The sequence below is a fragment of the Shewanella sp. WXL01 genome, assembly GCF_012263345.1.
Lineage (GTDB): Bacteria > Pseudomonadota > Gammaproteobacteria > Enterobacterales > Shewanellaceae > Shewanella > Shewanella maritima.
Genome location: NZ_JAAIKQ010000006.1, coordinates 44,895 through 69,265, shown reverse-complemented (window position 1 = coordinate 69,265; position 24,371 = coordinate 44,895). Strand labels below are relative to the sequence as shown.

18 protein-coding genes are annotated in these 24,371 nt (G+C 44.4%); 6 read left to right on the top strand and 12 right to left on the bottom strand.

Going from position 1 to position 24,371, the window contains the following annotated elements; translation table 11 throughout:
• Positions 1-8: 8 nt before the first annotated feature.
• The 4 genes from G3R49_RS14205 to G3R49_RS14190 form a co-directional block, all read right to left on the bottom strand.
• Positions 9-1,304 carry a polysaccharide biosynthesis/export family protein gene (locus tag G3R49_RS14205; RefSeq protein WP_167870134.1) on the bottom strand — a complete coding sequence of 432 codons (1,296 nt, stop codon included), beginning with the start codon at positions 1,302-1,304 and terminating at the stop codon, positions 9-11.
• Between the two features lie 47 nt (positions 1,305-1,351).
• Entirely contained in the window at positions 1,352-1,717 is a 366-nt protein-coding gene (locus G3R49_RS14200) for an STAS domain-containing protein (RefSeq protein ID WP_242620252.1), read from the bottom strand.
• Positions 1,718-2,105: 388 nt separating this feature from the next.
• Positions 2,106-2,495, bottom strand: coding sequence for an ATP-binding protein (locus tag G3R49_RS14195; RefSeq protein WP_167870133.1), 390 nt, complete (start codon positions 2,493-2,495; stop codon positions 2,106-2,108).
• 30 nt (positions 2,496-2,525) lie between these two features.
• Positions 2,526-3,890 carry a fused response regulator/phosphatase gene (locus G3R49_RS14190; RefSeq protein WP_167870132.1) on the bottom strand — a complete coding sequence of 455 codons (1,365 nt, stop codon included), beginning with the start codon at positions 3,888-3,890 and terminating at the stop codon, positions 2,526-2,528.
• Positions 3,891-4,264: 374 nt separating this feature from the next.
• Here G3R49_RS14190 and G3R49_RS14185 point away from each other — a divergent pair, with 374 nt between their 5' ends.
• Together G3R49_RS14185 and G3R49_RS14180 are read left to right on the top strand one after the other, a co-directional pair.
• A complete protein-coding gene (locus G3R49_RS14185) occupies positions 4,265-7,855 on the top strand; it encodes a PAS domain S-box protein (RefSeq protein WP_245335377.1) in 3,591 nt (1,196 codons plus the stop codon).
• A 44-nt stretch (positions 7,856-7,899) separates the two neighbouring features.
• Positions 7,900-9,417 (top strand): sigma-54 dependent transcriptional regulator, encoded by a 1,518-nt coding sequence (locus G3R49_RS14180; RefSeq protein WP_167870130.1) that lies wholly within the window; start codon positions 7,900-7,902, stop codon positions 9,415-9,417.
• Between the two features lie 86 nt (positions 9,418-9,503).
• Here the strand turns inward: G3R49_RS14180 and G3R49_RS14175 are convergent, their stop codons facing one another.
• Positions 9,504-10,067, bottom strand: a complete 564-nt coding sequence (locus G3R49_RS14175) for a hypothetical protein (protein WP_167870129.1) — start codon at positions 10,065-10,067, stop codon at positions 9,504-9,506.
• A gap of 294 nt (positions 10,068-10,361) precedes the next feature.
• Positions 10,362-11,042: a LysE family translocator gene (locus G3R49_RS14170; protein ID WP_167870128.1), complete on the bottom strand. Its 681-nt coding sequence runs from the start codon at positions 11,040-11,042 to the stop codon at positions 10,362-10,364.
• A gap of 248 nt (positions 11,043-11,290) precedes the next feature.
• Between G3R49_RS14170 and G3R49_RS14165 the strand changes: the two genes are divergently transcribed.
• The 4 genes from G3R49_RS14165 (at position 11,291) to G3R49_RS14150 (ending at position 14,600) form a co-directional block, all read left to right on the top strand.
• Complete coding sequence (locus tag G3R49_RS14165; protein WP_167870127.1) at positions 11,291-11,848, top strand: tRNA-uridine aminocarboxypropyltransferase; 558 nt, start codon at positions 11,291-11,293, stop codon at positions 11,846-11,848.
• A gap of 55 nt (positions 11,849-11,903) precedes the next feature.
• On the top strand, positions 11,904-12,467 hold the full coding sequence (locus G3R49_RS14160; protein WP_167870126.1) for a hypothetical protein: 564 nt from the start codon (positions 11,904-11,906) through the stop codon (positions 12,465-12,467).
• Positions 12,468-12,603: 136 nt separating this feature from the next.
• Positions 12,604-13,620 (top strand): LytTR family DNA-binding domain-containing protein, encoded by a 1,017-nt coding sequence (locus G3R49_RS14155; RefSeq protein ID WP_167870125.1) that lies wholly within the window; start codon positions 12,604-12,606, stop codon positions 13,618-13,620.
• Positions 13,621-13,751: 131 nt separating this feature from the next.
• Positions 13,752-14,600 carry a CPBP family intramembrane glutamic endopeptidase gene (locus G3R49_RS14150; protein WP_167870124.1) on the top strand — a complete coding sequence of 283 codons (849 nt, stop codon included), beginning with the start codon at positions 13,752-13,754 and terminating at the stop codon, positions 14,598-14,600.
• Here G3R49_RS14150 and G3R49_RS14145 read toward each other — a convergent pair.
• The 6 genes from G3R49_RS14145 to G3R49_RS14120 form a co-directional block, all read right to left on the bottom strand.
• Positions 14,586-15,317, bottom strand: coding sequence for a DUF6445 family protein (locus G3R49_RS14145; RefSeq protein ID WP_210147229.1), 732 nt, complete (start codon positions 15,315-15,317; stop codon positions 14,586-14,588). The genes G3R49_RS14150 and G3R49_RS14145 overlap by 15 nt on opposite strands.
• 51 nt (positions 15,318-15,368) lie before the next feature.
• Positions 15,369-16,859 carry a tryptophan halogenase family protein gene (locus G3R49_RS14140; protein WP_167870123.1) on the bottom strand — a complete coding sequence of 497 codons (1,491 nt, stop codon included), beginning with the start codon at positions 16,857-16,859 and terminating at the stop codon, positions 15,369-15,371.
• 51 nt (positions 16,860-16,910) lie between these two features.
• Entirely contained in the window at positions 16,911-17,954 is a 1,044-nt protein-coding gene (locus tag G3R49_RS14135) for a cupin-like domain-containing protein (protein ID WP_167870122.1), read from the bottom strand.
• 13 nt (positions 17,955-17,967) lie between these two features.
• A complete protein-coding gene (locus tag G3R49_RS14130; RefSeq protein ID WP_167870121.1) occupies positions 17,968-18,699 on the bottom strand; it encodes a SapC family protein in 732 nt (243 codons plus the stop codon).
• 314 nt (positions 18,700-19,013) lie between these two features.
• Entirely contained in the window at positions 19,014-20,600 is a 1,587-nt protein-coding gene (locus tag G3R49_RS14125; protein ID WP_167870120.1) for a tryptophan halogenase family protein, read from the bottom strand.
• Between the two features lie 354 nt (positions 20,601-20,954).
• Positions 20,955-23,963, bottom strand: coding sequence for a TonB-dependent receptor (locus G3R49_RS14120; RefSeq protein ID WP_130602157.1), 3,009 nt, complete (start codon positions 23,961-23,963; stop codon positions 20,955-20,957).
• Positions 23,964-24,371 lie beyond the last annotated feature (408 nt).

Below are 24,371 nucleotides of genomic sequence, written 5' to 3'. Positions count from 1 at the left end.
ACGCCTCCTTATAACCAGCCTAGCAGGCTTGAAGGGATCACAACATCTGTGATGCTTCTAAATATCTCGCGGCCATTGGTTATTCTAGAGTCATAGCAAGCAAGACCATCGCCCGGTAGTAATACAGGATTAAAATTGGGTTGCCATGCGTTACGAATTAGGTCGTCTATTGAGCGTTCAACAACATCTAGCTCGTCTGAAAGTGGGTTTTTAGTCACCAAAATCACGTATCGAGACGCATTAGTCGATTGAGCGCCGCCAACACAGTTCGCCGCGATAGCACCATTCAATAAACGGGTACCATAAGGAAAGCGAGTGGCTTCACGGTCAACTGCTGACTGGCTGTTTGAACTTGCTGGCTGAGTCAGATTAGAAATAAACACTCTAATACCAGGTGGCGTGATTTGTGATGGTCTAACTAGCTTGTCGTCAAAGCGATAAGTGCTAGGCACGTGAATTCTATCGCCGCTCACCAACATGAATTCCTGTGTTTGCTCTCCCGATAAAATACCGCTTAGGTCGAGTAAAAATACCTTATCATCACGTGTTACCGTCACTCTAGACAAGTCTGCATCAGGGCGCACACCGCCAGATGATTTTAGCGCTGCTGCAATCGAGCGGTTACTGGCTAAATCACCACTATAGTTACTACCATCATCGATATTTTCAACGGGAAGTTTTTTGTTGATCATGTGCTGACCAGGCTCAAACAGTGCGCCTGAGCTGATGATATTAATCGGCGCCCAGCTGATAGGTAAAATGCTTATACGAATTGCATGGGCGCGCATCATGTCTTCATTAATCAAGGTTTGTTTAATTGCTTGATTCAGTTCAGCAATAGATAAGTCTTTCGCCTTAATTGCTGGCAGGTAGGGTAGATAGATAAAGCCATCGGCATCTACTTCAACAGCTTGACTAAAGTCTTCACCATTTAAGATTTTGATATCGATTTTATCACCTGCTGATAAGGTCAAGGTTTGATTTGTTTGTGCGTTTGTCGTTACCACAGTGACGGGTAAATCGGTTGTTTTTGCAGACTCGAACGGCGCGATTAGTTTATCTGTTTGCGCACTTTGAGTCCGTAGGTACGGGGTGTGTTGACCAAAATAGTGGCAGTTGCTTGAGTGCGCTGTGTCTGCTTGTGAATTCGCGACAGTCATATGAGTCGCGCTTTGATTGTCTGCTTCACAAATATTATTTTGGGTTGGCGCCATTGGCGTTACGCAAGCTGTTAATCCCATACAAACGAAGATGGTCAATGTTGGCTTAAATAGCGATTTGGTTAGTGGGTTAAATAAGCTCATGTGCCATCTCCGTTTGTTGGTTTTAGTTGAAAATCTACATCTGCTAACTAACTTGCTTGTTTGGTAGTCTTGCTAAATCTCAGGTCGATCAAAGCTTGGGACTCGTCTTGATAAATATCCATGATGTGATGTAAACGAGTGAGTTCAAGTAGCGCCATTACACTTGGGTTAGGGTTAAGCAGTACAATTTCCCCACAGTATTTTTTGACTTGATTACGAGCCGAGATAAGAATCGATAAACCACTCGAATCAATGTATTGCAGCTCACTCATATCGATGGCTAGTCGGGTATTACCACGGTCGATATAATCGATAATTGCCGCACGATAAGTTGGTGTTTGAGCCATTACCATTGTTTCTGGAAGACGAACAAGGCTGGCACGCATGTTAGGTTTTGCTTCAAATTTCATCATAATGGCCTCGCTTAGTGGATTAGATATCAGTGTACTCGTACTTGGATAAAGCGAAAGCCGTGCCAACTTTTATTTTTGTTTTACATCAATGGTTTAGGTGTTATTGTTGTGAGGTGGTAAGTGTTGAAGGTTTGCTGTTGTTGCAAATCGAAAGTCGAACAGTTGCAGATTGCAAATTGGCATTAGTGAACAGCGGGAAGCGTTCTTTTTATGAAGTGGGGACTCAAAATTAACTAGTTGTGAGTTGACGAGCAGTCAGAAAGGTTGAGCAAAAAATGGCATGAAAGGGAGCGCTCCTGCCCAACAAAGAATTTTGGACAGGAGAGGTGCGCGAATGAATGGCTTAGATATGCTAGCGTAGACTTTGGCTTAATCTTCATAGGTTCTTTTAGCGCAGCAGGCACATTCTTAAATGAGTGCCGAGCACCGAGGGCTCGTAGGTGACCTGATCCATCCAATTGAGCATGATCCATAGGCCGCGGCCACCTTCATCATTAGGGTTAGGGTAATCATTGACCTCAGGTAGAGGTTGGTAATCATCTTGATTAAGAAGATCGATCATCACTTTGTCCTGGCTGCAATGTGCCATCAAAATGATATTTTCTAGCTTATCTCCACCATGCATTAATGCATTGTTGAGTCCTTCCATCGTACAGGTGATCAACTTAAAGCGTTGCCCCTCTTTGACGCCATTGAGGCACATGAATTGTTCAAGCTCTTTTAAATGGTAGCTATTGTCTAGTAGCTTTGCCGAAAGACTTAATTGTAAGGTATTCATAATCTTATCCTCTCTGTATGCCTAATACGGTTAACTAGCGTTCTGTAGCTTTTTTAACGGTTGTTCTTTTGTCGTAATTTGCTTTGCAGGTATTTGCTGCAACCTTGTTGTTTTAGATAAACCTTTAGGTTGCTGCAATGCTTGATTTTCTGCGTTTGACTCAGTTCTATGTGGATGCAGCTTAGGCTCAGAGCCAGCAGATTTTGCTAGGGGACTAAGCAGCAGCACGGAAATATCATCTTGCTGCTCACCTTGTTGCCAGAGCTTCCAGTAATATCGAAGTTGCGACAACAGTTGCTCTGGTGCTTCGGCTGCCGCAGCCTGGCATAGCTTAATTAATCTTTGTAAGCCAAACATGCCGTGGCGTTGATGCTGTACTTCGTAAGCTCCGTCTGAAAATATCATTAGCTTATCCTGCACATTGATTTGTCCGGTCCAGTTGCGGTATTCGGTGCTGTCACAAATGCCAATAGGTAAATGAGATGGCATGTTAATTTCTTCGGTTCCATGAGGCGTGATTAGCATAGGTCGAGGATGGCCTGCATTGCTTAGCTGCAGCTCACCGGTAAGGGTGTTGAGCTTGCCAATCAGCACTGTGGCAAAGGTGCCTTGTTCGGCTGGGTCCACAAAACGTTGGTTTAGGTGGCGCATTAGCTCTGCTGGCGTTTTCTGCCAATCAACTTGATTTGGACTTAGTTGTTGGGTCAGAGTAAAACTTAGCATTGCAGGCCCTGCGCCATGACCTGTGATATCAACAATAAAAAAGCCAAGGTGCTGCTCATCGATAGCAATGCACTGCATCATGTCTCCGGCAAGTTCATTTGCTGCCATAAAGCAGTGATGAGCTTGCCAATTATTATGTTTGAAACTGTGCTCAGGTAGCAGTGATTGTTGCAGCTGTGCTGCTTGCTGAAGTTCTAACTGTTTACTCTGTAACTGAGTTTGATTGAGGTTGAGTGTGTGTTGTAACTGACGTTGCTGCAGTTGCAAGCTGCGCTGCGACACGATTATCCTCAATGCGGCAATGACGCGTATTTGCAACACCTTAGGTGCGAAAGGTTTACTTAAGTAGTCATCTGCGCCAGACGACATTGCAAACACAAGATCGTCGTCCTGACTATTGCCTGTCAGTAATAGAACATAAGGCTGCTGCTTTTGCTGCTTCAATGCAACGCATAGGTCGATACCAGTGAGTTTTGGCATACGCCAATCGCTTACGACCAGATCAAACTTAGCTTGCTGACAAAGTGATAGAGCTTGTTCGCCGTCTGCACAGCTTTGAATATGAATATCACCATGTTCAAACTCGATGGCGTTGATTACCGAGTGAATAAACATGCGCTCACTGTTGCTGTCTTCAACAATCAGGATATGAAACGAGTTATCGAGTGTCATGGCAGCACCTACTTGGCAGTTTAACGTTGGCTAATTGCAAAATGCGAGAGCAAAAAAGCCGCGAATATTAGGATGCAGCAAGGAGTATGCCGTGTTGGCTTAATATATAAATATCAATTTGTTAGCGACAGGTGAGCTTTTAGGGGATGAGTAACGAACATTGCAATCTGATTTTAATTGCAAAATGCAAAGACCTAGCTCATAGTTTTAGTTGGCGCATGTTTCATGCTGTATTTGCGAGTTGTTTTAATTTTAATACTCGAAACCAAGTACTGAGTAACAAAGACCTTTTGCTAAATGCACTTTGGGTCTCACAATAAATAATGAGTTGCTGTGAGTGTATTTAATCATGGTAGCAGTAAAGGAGAATGGATTTGTCCTTTAGATTAAAAACCATAGTTGGAATTGCCATTATTGAGGGGATATTACTGTTAATGTTGGTGTATACCAGCATCGACTACCTTGAGCAGTCCAATCAGGATGAGCTACAAAAACGCGCCAGTCATATCGCGAATATATTCTCACTCGCGGTAAAAGATGCCGTGCAAAATGATGACCAAACGCGTTTGACGGTGCTATCTGAAACGCTTAGTCACCAGAGCGAAATTAATCATATCAATATCTACCACAATGACGTTTTGCTTGTTGGTATGGGTAAGGGCATGGCCGCTCCAATCTGGGGGCAAGCGACCCATACTATCGACACCTCATCTAGTGCGCTGTTAAACATTACTAATCCGATTGTGTTTGATGGGCAAGCTATCGCGACAATTGAAGTGGGGTTCGATCGCAGTGAGTTCGACTCATTTTTAGCCAAAGCATCGCGGCAGTTTTTGTCTATAGCCGGCCTCGAAATGATACTCGTAGCGTTGTTTTCTTGGCTGTTGGGTATGTATCTCACCAAAAACCTTACTTTGTTAAAGCAGGCATCTAAGCGAATTTTAAATGGTGAATCTGGGGTGCAAATTCCGGTGGTTGGCACTGATGAATTAGCACAAACAGCCAAGGCATTTAACCAGATGGTAGAAAATATAGATGCCCGCAACCAAGCGTTAGAATCTGCTAATGTGCGCCTGAATACCATACTAGCATCAGCGATTGATGGCTTTGTGATCATTGATGTTAGCGGCATTATCACCGATGCAAACCCTGCCGTTGCGCAGATGTTTGGCTATCAACATGATGAATTAATTGGTGAGAATGTTGCTATTTTAACGCCGATGGCGGGCAGACATTTACATGATGGTTTTATTAAACGCTTTTTGGATACTGGCGAAAAGCGTGTTGTTGATACGCGCCGAGAGCTAGTTGCTGAAGCCAAATCTGGGCAAGAATTTCCAATTGAATTATCGGTTTCTCGCATGGAAATAGACGGCGAGACCTTCTTCCTTGGCTTTGTAAAAGACTTATCTGAGATTAAAACTAACGAGGCAGAAGCCGCGCGCTCTGAGTCGATTTTGCTGGCTACCCTTGAAGCTAGCCAGGATGCGCTTATCTCGATTGATATCACTGGGCGGGTGCAAGAGTTTAACCTTGCAGCAGTTGAGTTATTTGGCTACCGCCGCGAAGAAGCGCTTGGTGAGATGTTAGAAGATTTAATCATTCCATCCGGGTTTCGTGACCCTCACCGTAAGGGGATGGAGCACCATCGCCGCACTGGTGAAGGCCCGGTGCTTAATAAGCGAATTGAAGTGCCAGCGGTGAATAAAAGTGGTAAGGAGTTTCCAGTTGAGCTTAGGGTTATTCCAATTCAACTGGGTGATGAGCTTTTGTTTACCGCATTTTTGCGCAATATTTCTGAGCAAAAATCTCGAGAAGAAGAGCTTAAACAAGCCAAAGAGCAAGCCGAAGCGGGCAGTAAAGCTAAGTCTCGCTTTTTAGCCACCATGAGTCATGAAATCCGCTCGCCGCTTAATGCTGTGCTGGGCAGTGTTGAGCTGCTGCTTGACTCGCCGTTGCGTTCTGAGCAACGAATATACACCAATACAGCCAAAGAAGCCGGTGATGCGCTACTCAATACAATTAACGATATTCTCGACTTTTCTAAAATTGAGGCTGGGCAAATGGTGCTTGAGTCTCACGAATTTGAGCCCGATAAGCTGGTGGCACAGGTGCTGCAAATTTTGGCGACTAAAGCGGCTGATAAAGGCGTACATTTAGCCAGCTTTATTAATCGCAATGTGCCGCAATCTTTGGTAGGCGATCCGCAGCGACTTAGGCAGGTGATCCATAACCTTGTGGACAATGCGATTAAGTTCTCGACTTCGGGCTGCATCACAGTCGAAGTGTGGATCCCCAATAACCACCAAGCGAGAGTGGAGCTGTGTTGCCGCGTGACCGATCAGGGTATTGGGATCAGTGGCGATGCTCAGCAAAAGCTGTTTCAGGAATTCTCGCAAGTCCATGATACCCACAGTACAAGCTACAAGGGTACGGGGTTAGGACTGGCTATTTGCGCTGAGCTAGTGCGCATGATGGGTGGTGATATAGAAGTCAGCAGTGAACCTGGCAAGGGCAGTAGCTTTAACTTGTACGTTACCCTAGATGAAAGTAGCGACAGCCAAACTCATCATGTGCATTTGCCTGAGCACAGTCGCGTGCTGTTAGTTCATCCAGACCCAACCCTTTGTAAGATGGTCAAGAAACAGTACATTCAGTATGGTGTAAGTACTATTTATGTTACTGATATTAAAGATGTATTTAAAATATCAAAAGTTAAAGGGCGTTTTGACCTATTACTTCTTGATGATTCAAATCTGACTGAAATGGATGATAAATCTATTCAAATGCTAACCAATGACTATGTCTTTGATAGCGGTTTACTTGCTGTGTTGAGTGATGGTGTCAATCCAGAGTTATCTTCAGTTTTAGCTCAAATGGGCATTGAGCAAGTGGTGAATAAACCACTCAGTCGCTCTATGTTGCTCAGTTTAATCAGCGGCGCGACTTCGCAAACCAGTATTACCACTGAAGCCAAGTCGGAGCTAAGTCTACCTCAGGGCTTGACCATATTGCTAGCAGAAGATAGCCCAGCAAATCAGATGGTTGCAGGCGCCATGTTAGATAAATACGGCGCAGATATTGAGTATGCTAATAATGGTGCAATAGCGTTGGAAATGGCGCTTAGTAAAGATTACGACCTTATTTTAATGGATATTCGTATGCCAGAAATGGACGGTCTTGAAGCTACTCGGCGTATTCTTGCACAAAAGCCGCAGCAACTTATTTTGGCTATGACGGCCAACGTTTTTAAAGAAGAAATTGAAGCTTGCATGGCTGTAGGGATGAAAGACTTCATTGGTAAACCCGTCACTCGTCATGACTTGATTTCCAGCGTGGCTCGCTGGGCTAATGTAAAGCCAGTGCAAGCGGCGATGACGACCGCAATGTCTCTTGATATCAATGCTGCTAATGAGCAATCTGATGAGAACGTAGAGCAAAAAGAATCTACTTCATTGCTAACGGGTAATGCATCAGATGCTTTTCAAACTACAGAAAGCATGGGGGAGACAGTTAGCTCTGAGGGGGACTTACCCAACTCAGAAGGCTCTTCAGTTGATGCTGAAAGCTCGCAAGTAGCTGAAAGTGACCAGAACGAAATAACTCATGAGCCAAATCATGAACTTATAGACGAAGCGATTATTTATGATCTAGAGCAAGCAATAGGTGTCTCGAGCCTCGCGAAAATGCTCGGTGTGTTTATGGATGAGACACAAATGCGTGCAAACACCTTAAGTGAGTTTGCCAGTGTTAGCTTGAATGATGAAGATTTTGAGCAAATTGAAACGCAGGCCCACACTATTAAATCAAGCGCAGGTAGTTTTGGAGCCAAAGCCTTATCGGCATCAGCGAAAGTACTTGAGCAGCAAGCCAGAGATAAACAGGTAAGCAAGGATGCCATTGATGAATGTGTGCATCTCGCAACAATGAGTATTAAAGCGCTTAAGCTCCGACTCAACGAATAAGCTGCGTGTAAGTGAAAAAGAATAACAGGCTAAGGACAGAGTAAATGGCAGAATTTAGCGTAATTTTAGTTGAAGACAGTATGTCATTAGGGGCGCTATACAGTGAGTTTTTGTGCAGTGAAGGTGGTGATGTCAAGCTAGTCCAGCTAGGTGAAGAGGCGCTTAAAGAAATTAATCGCCAACCACCGGACTTACTGGTGTTAGACATTAAACTGCCAGATATGTCAGGAATGGATATTCTTGCCCAAGTGCAGCAAACCCATCCCGATATCACAGTGATTATGATCACCGCCCATGGCTCGATAGATATAGCCGTTGATGCCATGCGAGCTGGCGCTTTTGACTTTTTGGTTAAACCGTTTGATGGCAAGCGATTGTCAATTACCGTGCGCAATGCACTGAAACAAAGACGCTTGTTGAAGCTAGTTGGCGATTATGAAAAAAGCTTACCTAAAGCTAACTATCAAGGCTTTATAGGTGAGTCTCTTGCGATGCAAACTGTATATAAAACAATTGACTGTGTTGCTGATAGTAAGGCGTCAGTGTTCATTGTCGGCGAAAGTGGTACAGGTAAGGAAGTATGCGCAGAAGCGATTCATAAAGCAGGTAAACGCGCAGAAAAACCTTTTATCGCGCTAAATTGTGCCTCCATTCCTAAAGACTTAATCGAAAGTCAAATATTCGGTCATACCAAAGGTGCATTTACTGGCGCGGTTAATCAGCGTGATGGCGCAGCAACCCAGGCCGATGGTGGCACCTTGTTCCTTGATGAAATTTGCGAAATGGAGCTTGAGCTTCAAAGTAAATTATTGCGTTTTATTCAAACCGGCGTGTTTCGTCGTGTGGGTGGAACTAAAGATGAAAAAGTAGACGTACGCTTTATTAGTGCTACTAACAAAGATCCTTGGCAGCAGGTGCAACAAGGCGAGTTTAGGGAAGATTTATATTATCGCTTGCATGTTATCCCAGTAGAACTGCCACCGCTAAAAGAGCGCGGAAAAGACGTGCTGTTGATTGCTAAAAAATTGCTGCGCCAATATGCGACGGAAGAGGGCAAGTCGTTTAAAGGATTCAGTAAACAGGTGCAAATGGCGCTGAGTCAGTACCCATGGCCTGGCAATGTCAGGCAACTACAAAATGTGATCAGGCAGATTGTGGTGTTAAATGATGCTCCTGAGGTCGAATTTGAAATGCTGCCACAGCAGGTCAAAACTCAACTAAGTCAAACGGCTAAACCTGTTTCGAATGCAAGTGAGACAGTGCAAGTTAGTACGCAGCTGGCACATACTAACCCTGTCGAGCCGTTTGCTGACCAAGCTCAGCTAGAGGTTGGAAGTGAGTATCAAAATACGCCTGAGCAAGCAATGCCAAATCAACAAGTTTCATCCATTACTAATGAGCAGATTGAGGCATTGTGGAAAACTGAGAAACGTACGATTGAGCATGCCATTGCCATGTGCGATGGCAATATTCCAAAAGCAGCAGCGTTATTAGATATTAGCCCATCAACGATTTATCGTAAAAAGCAGTCATGGGATGAAATGGAAGCTGCTGAGTCTTAATTCGATTCGTCGTAAATAATCAAAACGCCGCTTGAATATCATCAAGCGGCGTTTTTCATTTATTGAGTATATGAGCAGAATGAAAGCTAGGCTTCAGTGTTAATAGCCTGAGTCGTGTCATAGTAGGTTTGCATCGCTGCCATCTGCATATTCTTATTCATCACGTTAACCGTCGCGTTACGGGCGCCGTCATTATTTGATAAATAGTATGCAGTGGACGCTGACATGTGTTGATTCGAGCCTGTGGCAATATTGGCGAGGTCTGCATATATCTGGTACTGCTTTATGCCTTTCTTGAATGCCAGATAGTCTTCAATTTTCTCACCTTCATTCGGTAAGGTAGGCTCAAGAGGAGTGATAAACTCTTCATGTTTTTCGTCTACTTCCCTCGCTTGCTCGGCGGCAAGCTTTTCTTGTGCTTGCTTACTGATGGCTACTGAGGTTGAAGGTTGCGGTAGTTCGCGATTTTTAACTTGCTGCTGAGCGCGGGTCGCCTGGTAGCCACTTTCATTAGCTGAGCGAGTTGCATTGGTTTGGTTGACCTTTTTAACCGACTGCACCTGTTGCTGATTATTATCAGTTTGGTATTGGGTCAGGTAAGCCTGAGCCGCAGAAACCTGTGCTTGACTATTTAATGTTGAAAGTGCCATATGCGCTCCATCTAGACTAATCCACTTGTGCTTTTATTTTTGGATGCCCAAGCGGGTTAATTGATAGTCTTAGCCTAGCGAATAGCTAAAAATTGTTCATTTATTGGCGGGTGTTATTGAGCAAATACTACTCAGGATTAACAAGCAGGTTGCGACGCGGTACGTAATTGCAACCGGGTTAACCTTGATGATCTAACTTGTTAACAAATTTAGCCTTTGCTTAATAAGGTGTTTGTTTATGAGAATCTGGCTCATTCGCTAAGTTGAGCTAAAACCTGTTAAGGGAACTTTCGATTAGAGAGCTGTTTGACTTATAACATAGCTGATGGCAAAGCCTGCACAGAGCATAATTATTCCCGATACAAGCTGCATTATCTTTACCGCTTTGGCTGATGTTAATAGCTTTTGTGCGCTGGCTCCTAAGGCTGCGTAACAAAGGTTGGTACCACCAAAACCAGCAATAGATAGCAGCATTAAACCCAGAATATCCATATAGCCAAGTTGTGTTACTGGCACGAATGCAGGGAAAAAACTGACATAGAACACAATTGCTTTAGGGTTGCTCATGGCTATCGCGAGCCCAGTTAGCAGGTGAGTTGTCGGCTTATTTGCCTTTACAGAGCCAGTAGATGGTTTGTATTCATCTCGCTCATGATGACGCACAGTGCTTGTAACTTCATGCTGCATTTTTAATGAGGCATATATTAAACCTACGCCTAGATAAATCAGATAAGCTGCGCTGCAATATTGAATCACAACAAAGGCACTACCCAACATGCTTGCCAGTGCGCTAAGCCCCAGTACGGCGAGTAAAATAAATACCACATCAGCCAGCGCCACGCCCAGCGTCATTAACGCAGCCGCACCAAAGCCGTGACTCATTGCTCGAGATACAATGGCGAGTACGCAAGGGCCGGGAATGACAGCTAGCGTAATTATGGCGATAAATAAGTTTAGGTAGTGATGGGCTTGCATTGAAGTATAATACCAATCAGCATAAGTCTTTGAACATGCTTACTGGTTAAAATTGCTTATAACTTCGTTAGAATAACTAGCTCGCTGCAATTTCCGCCTTGTTCTAAGCAATTTTTCCTGCGTAATCTCTGCTCACTTATTTATCCTGATTGGTATAATACCACTCTTAACTGCTTAATTACTCTAATGAATTTTCACCTAAATTGTAGTAACCAGCTATCAACTATTGGCGAAGGCATATATAACTTATGTTTGAAATTATCTTGCTGACTCACTCAAGGGAGTTAATGCGCCCAAGCAATACCGGAAAATTAGTCGCAGAAGTGTATTGCGATTGCCAGGTCGTTGAGTGGCAGCGCAAAGTGCCTGATCAAGATTTATTGGCTCGCTTGCAAACTGGCAAGTATGCACTGGTATATAAGGATGATAGAGCTAGTTCAAGTGAAGATCATAGTGCAGAAAATGGTGCTGAGCCTAGTGAGGTTAGTCGCTCGATTCAGCCGATTACAGAATCTGTTGCTGCAAGTTCAGTATCATGGCAAGAATTTGCAGGCGTGGTGATTATTGACAGCACCTGGCAAGAAGCGAGAAAAATCTACAATAAAAGCGCTTATTTACATTCTTTAGCTCACGTATATATCGCAAGCGAAACTGAGTCGTTATATCAACTTAGGCGCAATCAGGTTGACGGTGGGTTGTGCACTGCTGAGTGCGCCGCGCACTTGCTGGCTATCGTTGGCCAGCAACAATCGTCAGATTACATACTGGCTAAACTTGCCAAGATGCAGCAAGCGCTCAATGCTTAGAAGCTAGCAGTTATTTTATATTCAGGATGAATTTACAGTGAATGTTCAGGAAAACATGAAAGCGTCAAAGCACTCTCAGTTAAAATGCTCTCAACTAAACAGCGCTCAGCTAAAGCAACATAAACCAGCATTAACCGCAGTGCAGACTGTGGGGAAATGGATGATGGTAGTGTGTCTTGGTTTGTATGGCGCCATAGGTGTTTTGATGCTTGTTAGTGCCATCGATGATTATTTGGCGCTAGGTAATATCAAGCTTGGGTTATTGTGTCTAATGGCGCTGTGTTATTGTCTTACGCCATGGGCAGGCATGATTGCTGTTGCTGTTCAACAAGCCCCTTCTAACGAACACAATAGTCTAGAAAACGCTGGTTTAAAAAACATGAGGCATTGCACTCATTTCTATATCAGCTGGTTGCTAGGTTTGTCCTGCCTTGGTTTTCTATTTTTGGTTGCTCGTCCGCAATGGCTATGGGGTGACTACCTAGGTGCACCAATTTCACTCGCCTTCGGCGTGGGGGATTTTAGTCAAGCACAAGGCTGGATGCTTGATGGGTACGCGTTGATTATCGTTTTATTGCTTGGTAGACGCTTTAAATTATCTGTTAATACTGCTGCTTAAAATAGATTAAGCCTACAGGCACAACGCGGTCAATTACTGCTAAAGCTCAAGTTCGTCTTGCCGTACACACTCTAGTATTTGCGTGCTGACACCTAGATGCTAATATTATTAGATATTAATGGATTAGTATTATCTTATGTTGATGTTATTAGAAAAGAGCAACAACCCTTATAAGGACATTATTCAAAGTGGCTTGTTCGTAGCCGCTATCACTTTGCTGATTTTGTTCGTATTTCAGCCCTTCGGGACTTTTGAGGCAGATATCTCCTATAAGTACTTGAAGCTATTTGGTTATGGCGCAGTAACGTTCTGCGCCATAGTGTTGGCTGGGCTGCTAGAACTGATGTTGCTTAACCCTCAAACGTTTACTCAACTGGAGAAGTACAAGCGCCATCGTTTCTGGATCGTGCCTTTATTGTACGTTACGTGCGCGGCAATATTTAATCACGGGTATTTTGCCGTTTCTGTGCTTGGTGCCTGGCATTGGCAAAATCAGCTATTGTTTTTTTTGTATGTTGGAGCGGTCGCGATTTTCCCAGTCGCGTTTTTGGTAGTCAACAACAGTAAGAATAAGGTCGGTAATCGTGAGCACAGTCACCTAGATTACAGCAGTCTTGATCACAGTAAGCATCAGCGAACTAATCAACAGCTTGACGCAGGCTCAATGAGTATTGACGATGTCCAGCCTGAGAACCTCGATGAGTCAACCCATCCCGTTTCTGATTTAGCTAAGCAGGCCCATAGTAAGTCTGTGTCAAGCGATCTAATCGCCCTCGTTGGCGATAATAAAGCCGAGCGACTAGAAATCAGTGCATCGCAACTTGTTTATATCAAAGCAGCTGAAAATTATTGTGAGGTAGTTTATTTACTGCAATATGACGAGAATCCCGAACTCCAGGTTAGTGAGAAAAAAGCCGCATCGCAACAAAGTGTATTACTGAGAACCTCGTTGACCAAACTACTCGAGCAAATTCCGGCAGATGTTAAAGTGATGCGCTGTCATCGCTCTTACGCAGTTAATGTTGAACAAGTGACTGCATATTCAGGTAACGCTGCAGGTTTATCATTGCAGACAGATGCATGTGATTTATCGGTTCCAGTCTCTCGGCGTTATGTTAATGACATTAAAGCGGCATTGTCAGTCAGCCCTTGAGTCTTGTCATATGTCCCTCAAACCTGCCAAATAGCCCTTTAGTTAAGTGTTTATCCCTTAGCTGTCGAACTCACTCTATATAAGTGACAACCTTTTCGTGTGTTCAATATATACGTTAAAAGGTTTTCGCTATGACAAGAAATACAAAAGCACTTCTGTTCATTTTGGTATTCGCACTGTGCCACTTTTTCATGAAGCAACTTTGGGGAGAAAATTGGTCTGAATATCTGCTGAATATTGATGGCCAAACAAACCTCTTACGTAAACCCATAATCCTTACCTTTATTTATGGGCCTATGTTGTTATGTGCTTACTGGATGTTTAAGCGTGCAGGTTGGCTTGAGATATTAGGCCTTAAACCTCGCGGGGTGCTAAATTATGGCCTGGCCGCTATCGTTTGTTGTTTGCCTATGTTTGCCGGATACTGGTACCTCAGCCACGAGATTAACTCGTCATTTGTCGATTTTATGATTGGCTCGGTGTATGCGGGCTTTTTTGAAGAAGTGATATTTCGCGCAGCGTTATTTGGTGTGCTATTTCGCTATTGTGGCCTCGGGTTTGTGCCAGCGGCATTGGTCAGCGCCAGCGTATTTGGTTTAGCGCATATTTATCAAGGTAACGATGCAATATCAGCATTATTGGCCTTCGCCATTACTGCTGTCGGAGGAACTTGGTTTGCGTGGCTATATTGTGAGTGTAATTATCGAATTTGGTTTCCGATGTGGATGCACCTCTTTATGAATGCAGCGTACAACTTCTTTGTAATGTCAGGTGGTGCGGTAGGGCAGTTAGATGCAAACCTGTATCGCGCAATTGCGATTATCATGAGCTTAATTTATGTTGGCTGGCTTATTCGCAAAGGCAAACCGCGTGAAATAACAACAAGAAATCTTTGGGTTAACAAAGCTTATTTACGCTGTGACGCTACCACCTCACCAAAACCTTCCAGTTGTCAGTCATCTCATTTACTTAAAATGTAAGAACAAATTAGCAGTGAGTCTGCCCGTTTCAGGGTTGGCATCAATGTCTGTTTGTGGGTCTACCAATGTTGAGTGCAGCAAATTGCCGGGATAGATGGCAATGCGGTTTTGCTTGTACTCGATTTGATCGTAGAGCTCAAAGCTGTGATTGCTGTTAGTGCAGTAGGCTGGGGTTGGCTCGCAATCATTGCGCTGGGCTTGCTGCGCATTTTCTTTGTCTAACTGGTTAAAGTAATGCTGCATATTCTGCTGGTCGATTCGCTCTAAACCTGTTGATTTATGACGGAAAAAACCTGTCGCGCCGTGTGAGCTGTCGTTTAGGTAATGCAAAATGGCAAAGTAATAAGGGCTTGGTGTGTCAAAGTGCGGCATACACTGGGCTGGAGCCAGCTGGTCTGCTGTTTTAGTCAGCAATGAAAACACCAGGTTTTGCGGTGTTAAGCGCAATGAGTGCGGAATTCGATAAACGTCATACACCATTTGGAACAGGTAGTTGATGACTTCAATACTGTAATCTTTGGGTAGCGGTGCTCGCAGCCCTGGGTAAAAAGTATGTGAGTCGGGTGCAAACGGAGCATCTGCGGCTATTTGTTGCAGCAAACTTAAGTCATGGCAAAAATCGTCAATGATGATCACAGGCGTGCGGCTGTGGCCAATCAGCTTTAGCATAGGTTTAAATGGTTTTACTTCAATAACCCTATTTTCGACAGCTTGCACGCTTGCTCCTTTTCCTTGTTTGATTTAGCACTTGTTAACTCACTGGTGCTGTTAATCTAGAGCCACTTTCGACGGGCAATAGTGTTTTACAAAATCAAAATGTGCCGGTAGCGCATCAACTTTGCGTTTTACATTGCCACGAATATTCTCTAAAAATGCGTTGAGCTCTTCATCTTCCATCATGTCGACGATTGGATGATAGCTATTTGGTGTTAAGCCCTGGCCTAACATCACTTGTACCCATGAGCTTACACCAAACAGATCGCTGTCTTGTTTGTATACCTTGCCCGAATCTTTGAACAGCTCAATACGATGGGCGAGGGATTGTGGTATTTCCATGTTCTTACAGTGACGCCAAAAGCGGCTGTCTTTACGCTCTGTCACCTTGTAATGCAAGATAATGAAGTCTCGAACATAGTCCATTTCCAGTAGGGTTTGTTGGTTAAACTCGTTGATATCCGACTCATTGATCCCAGTTGATGGGAATTGCTGCAATAAACGAATAATGCTGCGCTGAATAAGGTGAATGCTGGTGGACTCAAGTGGTTCTAAGAAACCACTTGAAAGACCAATGGCAACACAGTTTTTATTCCAGTGTTTTCTGCGAGTGCCGGTTTTGAATTTAATGACGCGAGGTTGGTTTAGCGGCTCACCCTCGATATTGCTCATCAGCAGCTCAGTAGCATCGGCATCACTTAAGAATTTGCTGCAATAAACGAGACCATTACCAGTACGAGTTTGCAACGGGATGCGCCATTGCCAACCAGATTGATGGGCAATTGAGCGAGTATAGGCAACTGGCTCACCCACTGAGCGAGTTTGCACCGCAATAGCGCTGTCGCAGGGTAGGTAGTGGCTCCAATCTTCAAAGCCGGTATTTAGGGTTTGCTCAATTAATAACGCCCTGAAGCCGGTGCAGTCGATGAACAAATCTCCTTCAACCATCTCACCGTTTTCAAGCGCTAACGCTTTTATATTGCCATTATCATGCTGCAAAACCTGCGCAATTTTGCCCTCGATGCGCTTTAGGCCTAAGCTCTCAGCCATCTTACGTAAAAACTGGGCGTATAAAGTGGCATCCATATGGTATGCATGGTTTTGGTCTTGATTGGGTAATACCGCAAAACGGCCATTACGTGCGGCTAAATGCTCGGTGCAGTAATCACCAATGGGTTTAGCGATACCCAGTTTTTGTCCTTTATTCCAAAAATGCGCAAAGCCACATGCCCAGCAGTCTTTACCTAAAAAACCAAATGAGTGCAGATAGTCTTTGCCTATGTCGCGCCAGTTTTCAAAATTAATCCCAAGTTTGAAGGTGGCATTGGTTGCTGCCATCACATCTTGCTCTTTTAATCCCAGTAATCGATGAAACAGGTGCAGTGTTGGAATTGTCGCTTCGCCCACGCCGACCGTGCCGATTTGGTCAGACTCAACCAGTACCACATCGAGGTTTTTACCCATTAATTTGGTGATTGCAGCAGCTGTCATCCAGCCAGCGGTGCCACCGCCAGCAATTACTACGCGTTTTACTTGTGCTGTCATAATGGGGTCCTTCTTTAGGTATCTTATTAGTATTATGGGTTTGTAATTGGGTTAACGTCTGAGCTTATTGCTAAGGTCTGCCCGCAGCTTACGGGCATTTAACTCATCTAGCGGTGTGGTCAACATGCCTTGAGCGCCTTGGGGAATATGTTGATTGTCGTCTAGCTCATCATTAAAGATGTAGTAGTCAAAAATCGCTTTCCATGCCTGACGCTGGGCTTTTGGCAATGAACGTAGGCTTAGCATAGCGTGCATGAGTGAATTGTTCGGCCTACCCATAAAGCCTGGCGTGTCGCGCCACCAGTGGGTGAGTAATACATTGAAGTCATCGACTCCAGTTACCTGATGCCACCACATGCTTGGGATAAACAACACATCACCCGGGTTAAGCTCTACTTGTTGAGCCTGTGCCTGGGCCAGCTTAAATTTTGGGAATTTGTCAAAGTCCGGCTGCTCTACATTAACCATACTGATTGGTTGACCACCTGGAGCAAACTCCATAGGGCCGATATACAAGTTAGCGATTTGCTCAGGCGGAAATAAGGTAAAGCGGCGGCGGCCAACCAGGTTACAAGCGAGATTTAGCGGAAAGTCAAAGTGCGCAGCAACATTGGTTTGATTGCCAAGCCAAAGGTTAGTTAGCGGTGAAAGCCCACCGAGTTGTAATGTGTTTTGTTCGGCAAATCCCGGAAAAAACTGCTGCACATCGGTAGAGCCCATATAAATGCCAGTACCAGTTGGCGCTTGCTGCTCTTGCTTTAAATGATCAAGTACTACAGCGAGCGGTGCTTGACCCGCTGAGTAGTTAAAGCCAGTTAACTCAGCGTTGTAAAACACTCTGCCTTGGTGCTCGCTAGCTATCTTATAGCCTATGATGGGCTTGTCCGCGTTAAAGCGTTGCAGATAAGCCATTGCACTGTCGCTGCTATCTAAGCCCGCTTGCACAATCGGGAAATGCTCACACAAGCCTTCAAATACCAATGGCTTGGTCGCATCGTGAATGATAGCCAATACTTGATTCATATCATCAGCGCCGAGCTTGATGTGTTCAACCGCCTGGTACGGGTGTGATGAGCTAGTATTTGCTTGCTTCATAGTGTTTTGGCTACTAGTTAAATGCACGGCCAACCTGGACATTTTTACGGTCGATTAGATTACGCATGTTTGAGTGCGACGCTAACACCATATATATGGCTTGCAGGTAGCCTTGTTGATGCAACTTGGTGATGGCATCGGCTGGCAGCTCTGCGAGGGTATCTTCATTAATGGTGTAAAAGCCGATCATTTGGTTTTGACTGCCATTATCTAAGGTAATGTCTAAGGTAAATGACTCAAGCAGCTCCAACTCGATAAGAGTTTGAATAAAGGCATTATTGTCTTGCAGACCATGGTGAATGGTTTCTAGCATGTCAGCGACTTGCTCAAGATAGTCGGTATTACCACCAAACTCATGGAATAGCGCCTCACCATCTTGGCCAACTCTTGGGTTTGCCATGTCGATGTGAATAACGCGCTGCTGTTGGGCAATCCCATCTTCTTGTAGGGTTTGTTGGCCAATTAAAAATGGTTGCCTGCGCACGGTAAGTGGCACATAGCTCGCATCCCAACCTTGTTCGGTTAAGAATAGGTTTTCTTGCTGCTGAAACCCAAATAAGGCCACAGGATAAAACTGACCATTAGTATCCTTGTTGAAGAAAATAGGGTAGTGGGCTTGCACAGAGCGAAACTCTATCGGGAAGGTTACGGAGAACCACACGTTATCACCTAGCTCGGCACTATGGCGGGTATCAATTTTTATGTTTTGGTGCTCGACACTGTTCAGTAACACATGTTGGCTCATAGTGGGCGTCCTTTCATTGCTGTTGTTCGTTGCAGTTGTTAATTGTTAATTGTTAATTGTTATCTGTTATATCTGCCGTTTCGCTTGCTGCCATATATTTATAGCTTCAGCGCTGTTTTAATTAGAGCGCTACTTATACCAATTAGCACAAGAATGTGATCATTCTTACTGGCTAAAATCGCTTATAACTTCGTTAGAAATTTTGTATTTAGAGCCACTAGCTAGCTGCAATTTCCGCCTTGTTCTAAGCGATTTTTTCTGCGTAATCTTTGAACACTTATTTATCCTAATTGGTATTAAACCTGTAGTCAGTCCTAAATTAATGGAAACGGGTGACTCGCGAGTTGTTGTAATAAGTCTCTATTGCTCGGTAAGGCTTTCGCGAGTTGCATTGTGCGTTGCTGGTTTTCATTAAATAATTGCTGCGCTTGACGCTTTAGCGATGGTTTAAGCTGGGCTGGCATCGCGGTGTAATTTGGACGCATGCCATAAAGTACATACTGGTAACTGGCTGCAGGAAATAAAGGGTTGCGGTGATTAATATCTGCGACACTTGGCACATGGTGTCGCCACAGTGCAAGCTTATGTCGTAGCTCGTCACTGCTACTTGTTTCGTGTCTATGATCTTGCCAGTAATCGCTTTGGCGCTCACTTAATACGTAATGCAGCTTTAAAAACTCAATGATTTGCTGCCAGTGCTGCTCAAATTGTTTATTTACTCGCGTAGAAATGGTGTCCATTACCTGTCGATTTGCCGGCAGCTGCTCAGCAACCTGACTGGCTAGCCACTCAACCAATGCTAACGCCGAGGCTTCAAGTGGCTCGATAAAACCCGATGCCATGCCAATGGCTACACAGTTTTTGTGCCAACAACTCGCGCGGTAACCTGGTGCGATACTGAGTTTGCGTGGGTTGATGTCTGAAGCTTTATCACCAATAGAAGGGGTTAAGTAGGTGATTAGCTGCTCAAGGGCTTGGTCATCACTTTGATGATCTGACGAATAAACATGACCTACGCCGCGACGCGTAGGCAAGCCAATGTCCCAAACCCAGCCATTATCTAATGCGGTAGAATGGGTGTTTGACGCAATCGGCGTGTCATCGTTATCGTAAGGAACTTGTACAGCCAGGGCGCAGTCGTTAAACAACACCTGTTTTTGGCAGATAAACGGCACGTTTAATACGCCGCCCAGCAGTAAGCTTTTTACGCCACTGCAGTCGATAAATAAATCGCCGTTAATCAAGCCTTTTCCACGACATTTCACCGACTCGATATCCCCAAGCTCGGCTAGATGAATGTCATCAACATGATCGCGAATATGGTTAACGCCAAGCTTACCCGTGCAGTGCTCACGCAGTAGCTCGCTGAATTTACCCGCATCCAGGTGATAGCCGTAATTGTTAATAAAGCCAAATTGTTTAGTCGAACCAAGCTTTGGCGCAAGTGACGCTTTAGCGATTGCTTCTTGGTTTGATACTGCAGCCGCGAAAGCTACTTGCTCATGATGCGGTAGCCAATAATTACTGATATCAAATTGTGGTTGCCCTGCAGGTAAGCTAAATGGATGCAGGTAACTCGCTGGAGATTGCAGAGGGGTGTGAGTTGTTTCTGTACACCAATTGATAAATTTTGAGCCTTGCTTAAAGCTGGCGTCACAATGCAGAAGAAATTGGGTTTCATTGATACCAATTTTCTCAAGCGTGCTGCGCATTGACGGCCAGGTACCTTCACCAACGCCAATAGTGGCGACATCGGGAGATTCAATTAAGGTGATATCAAGCTTAGGCGAGGGAGCAAGTTGACCTTTGTCTGCGTTATGATGAGCCGCAAGTAACCCCGCGGTGATCCACCCCGCAGCGCCACCACCAACAATGACTATCTTGCTAATTGGTTTTTGCATAGCTCATACCTAGGTTTTTTATTATTGTTTTTATTTCTGCATGAATGATTTCTAGCATTCAACAAATTGTAAGCGCTTGCAAGCCTTGGGTGTTAAATAATTGTTTCGGCTGAATCTTCAGTGAATTGCCTCAGTTTTGAGCTTTCGCTTCGCCACGGCCTGCATTGACAAAGTCATTTGTACAAAAAAGTGGTTAAACAAAATTGGCGACATCCTTATCGCCAAATTTTATGTTCCTTATAAAAAAGCGGGGTAACAGGGTTACCCCAAACGACCTAACTTTGAACAGGGCTAGCTTAACCTGTAAAACAACGATAAATGGTTAAGCTAGACCTTTGGTTTTCTAACAGAGTGTTAGAAGGTGTAACGTGCACCTAGGCTGTAACGAGCACCAGTTTGGGTGTAGTTAAGTACTTGAGTCTCGCTACGACCATGTTGACGTGTGCTTTCATCAGTAATATTCAGGCCTTCAAAGAACACTGTGAGTCCTTCAACAGCTGGAATATCGTAACCAACGCTAAAGTCAACCTGTGAGTAGGCTTCAGTGTAGGTTGGGTTGGCACCTGTACCATCGCCGATTTGATTCAAGAACTTGTCACGCCAGTTCCAAGCTAAACGAGCCGAAAATCCGTAATTCTCATAAATAGCAATTACGTTCGCGGTATCTGATATATTGGTGAGTACGTTTTGCTCGGGGTCACCCGCTCGACCTAGGTTGGTATTATCATAACTGTCACCAGCATCAACCAAGGTGTAGTTGGCTTGCATACCAAAGCCCGTATCACCAAAGAAGTGCTGCACCGCAAATTCCCAACCATCGATTACTGAGCTATCGCTGCTATTCGATGGGGTAGTGATAAGGAATGTCATGTCAGGGTCACCAGGGTTACCCGTGATTTCGATGTTGCCGTTATCTGGGTTAAGCGTCACGTTTGGATCGGTTGCGCCATAGTTATCATAAATCCACTGACGTTGCTCAATTGCAGTCGTTGCACCAGCGGCAATTGCTTCTTGTACGTACACACCGTTTGACGGGTCAGCAATGTTGTAAATGTTCGACTCAACTACGTTACTGTCAATAAAGTTAGTTACATCTTTGCGGAAGTAACCCACAGATACATAGCTTGCATCGTCATAGTACCACTCAGTTGACAAGTCATAGTTGGTAGATTCAAGCGGCAACAGACTTGGGTTACCCGCGGTACCACTACCACCACCACGGTTAGCTAGGGTACCGACTGTGGTGCCACCTTGAATTGAGGTGTAATCTGGGCGACCTATAGTTTGGCTATACGCTGCACGAACATATACGCTGTCGATGACTTCAATATTGAAATTGAAGTTAGGTAAGAAGTAATCGTAATCACCAGTTTGGGTCTGGAATACGCGGTTGTCAGCTGCATTGCTACTTAGCGCAATCTCGGTTTCAGCAATCCAAGTCGCTGTATCATAAGCAGTTACTGCTGATCTAGAGGTTACATCTGTTTTTTCATAACGCAAACCTAGGTGCACATCAAATGGCATGTCGCCGATTTCACCAATATAGTTGTACTGAATATAGGCTGATTGCGATTCTTCTTCAGTGTAACGGTCAGTGTCGCTGGCATAGTCAGTAGATGGGCAGAAGCCATTACCACAGTCACCGATAGCGGTAGAGCCATAAAGCTCAGCAGCGCGAGCACGTACAGCTTCAAAATCCCAGAAGAAGATAGTATCTAGCGGCACAGTCGATGCACTACCTTGATAGTCTGAGAAATTACCTTTTGAGCCATCAAACTTATCTTGTACTGTGTCAGCTGGGAACCATGCTGGGTCTAAGTCTCCCGCTTGGCCTACACCGCCCCAGTCATTACGTTGTACATTGACCGATTGTGAATGGTTGTTAACGTTTGTTAGAGCGATACCAAAATCAATGGTGCCAGCTTCTTCCAAGTCAAAGTTACCATTGATTTGTAGTTGGTCGATTTCAGAGCGGTTTTGCGAGTTACCAAATACTGAGCCTGTTACGCGCATGTCTTCAGGGGTAAGAGGTTTATCTGTACCGACAGCTAATACTGGGATGTCACCAGTAAAATCAGTCGCTGCACTGTTTCTAATAAACGCTGCAGTACTCATGTTTGCTGAGCTGCCATATGGGCTGTTAGGTGTTTGCTCTGCGTATGAGCTGTGATAATCAAGTTCAAGTGCTAAACGCTCTGATACATCCCATTCAACATTGAAACCTAATGAACCTGATTGATCGCGGGTACCAGAAATACCAGCTGCCATTGAAAGGTCAGCGCCACCATCTGGGTAAGTTTCAGAGTAAACAAGTGGTGATGAAACAGGGCCATCAGACCAGGTGCTTTCTTGGGTCGGCACAAAGTTAAACCAGGCTGAAACATCATGGTGACGAGTTTCAATATCGTTACGCATGTAGGTGTAATCAAGTGTGGTTCGAATTGATTCAGTTGGCTCATACTGTAGTACTAATTGACCATTAGTACGCTTACGCTCAACCTCTTCAAATCGGTAAATCGTAGTTTGTGGTACACCGTAAACATCGTCATCACCAGGGCGGTTAATTTGGTTGTCATCCTTTGGTACGCCACCCCATTCAGGGTTAGCACCCGGAGCGCCGCTCCAGTCTTGGTCAACACTGCCAGGGAACGAACGCCAACCTGTACCCACTTGTGCCTGTTGGTTGCCGCTTTCACGGGCTTGGTAACTGGCCGAAATTGAAATACCAAACTTGTCATCGGCAAATGTGTTGGAATACAAGCCAGATAGCTCTGGTGTCACTGAGCCTTTGTCTGTTGATGTGTCATCAACCGCTTTAGCACCAAACGTAGCTTTCATGCCCGGGTTATTTAGTGGTCTGTGCGTCAGAACATTAATCGTTGCACCTATGCCACCGGTAGGGTTTTGCGCTTTAGCGGTTTTTTCAACTTCAACTGCGCTAACTGCTTCAGAAGCAATGTTTGCAAAATCAAATGAGCGTGAACCTGTAGTGACCGGCATTTGACGGTTGTTTAATAAAACCAGGTTTTGGTCTGCACCGAAACCACGCACAGATACACGAGAACCTTCACCGTTACTGCGATCGATCGATACACCCGTGATACGTTGCAGTGATTCTGCAAGGTTAGTGTCTGGGAACTTACCTATGTCTTCTGCGTTAATCGCATCGACAATCCCACTTGAGCCGCGCTTTAAATCCATTGATTTAATCAAGCTGCCACGAATACCGCTGACCTGGATTACTTCTATGTTTTCGTTTTCGGAAGCGTCATCTGCTGCTTGTACTGGCGCTACTGAACCGAGACCAAGCACTAACGACAAACTTGTCGCGACCTTGGTTTTGGTAAATGCTCTTGTTTTCATCTAGGAAATCCCCATTGACTAGATTTTCTTTTGTAGGTTTTGTTTACGCCTCAAACGTAAACAAATTTGTAATTCTCCTTTAGCGCCTACGCGATCTGACTTAGCACATTAGTGTTAATAAAGTGTTGTTTTCAGACTCAATGTAAGCGCTTACATTTAAAACCTAGATTAAATTGTGACCGCAGTCAATAAAATTAAAACGATTTTATTACAAAAAATTAACTTCATGTGTATATTTTTGTAAAGAGTATTATATTAGCAATTGATTTATAAAGGCTTTTATCAAGCAAGGTTTGCTACTCGTTAAAATAATGGAAATGTAAGCGCTTTCTTTTTTGTGGGTAGGAAAAAGGATTTCGGTTAGTGGCTTTAGGGGGAGGTGTGCTTAATGCATTCTACGTCGCCATA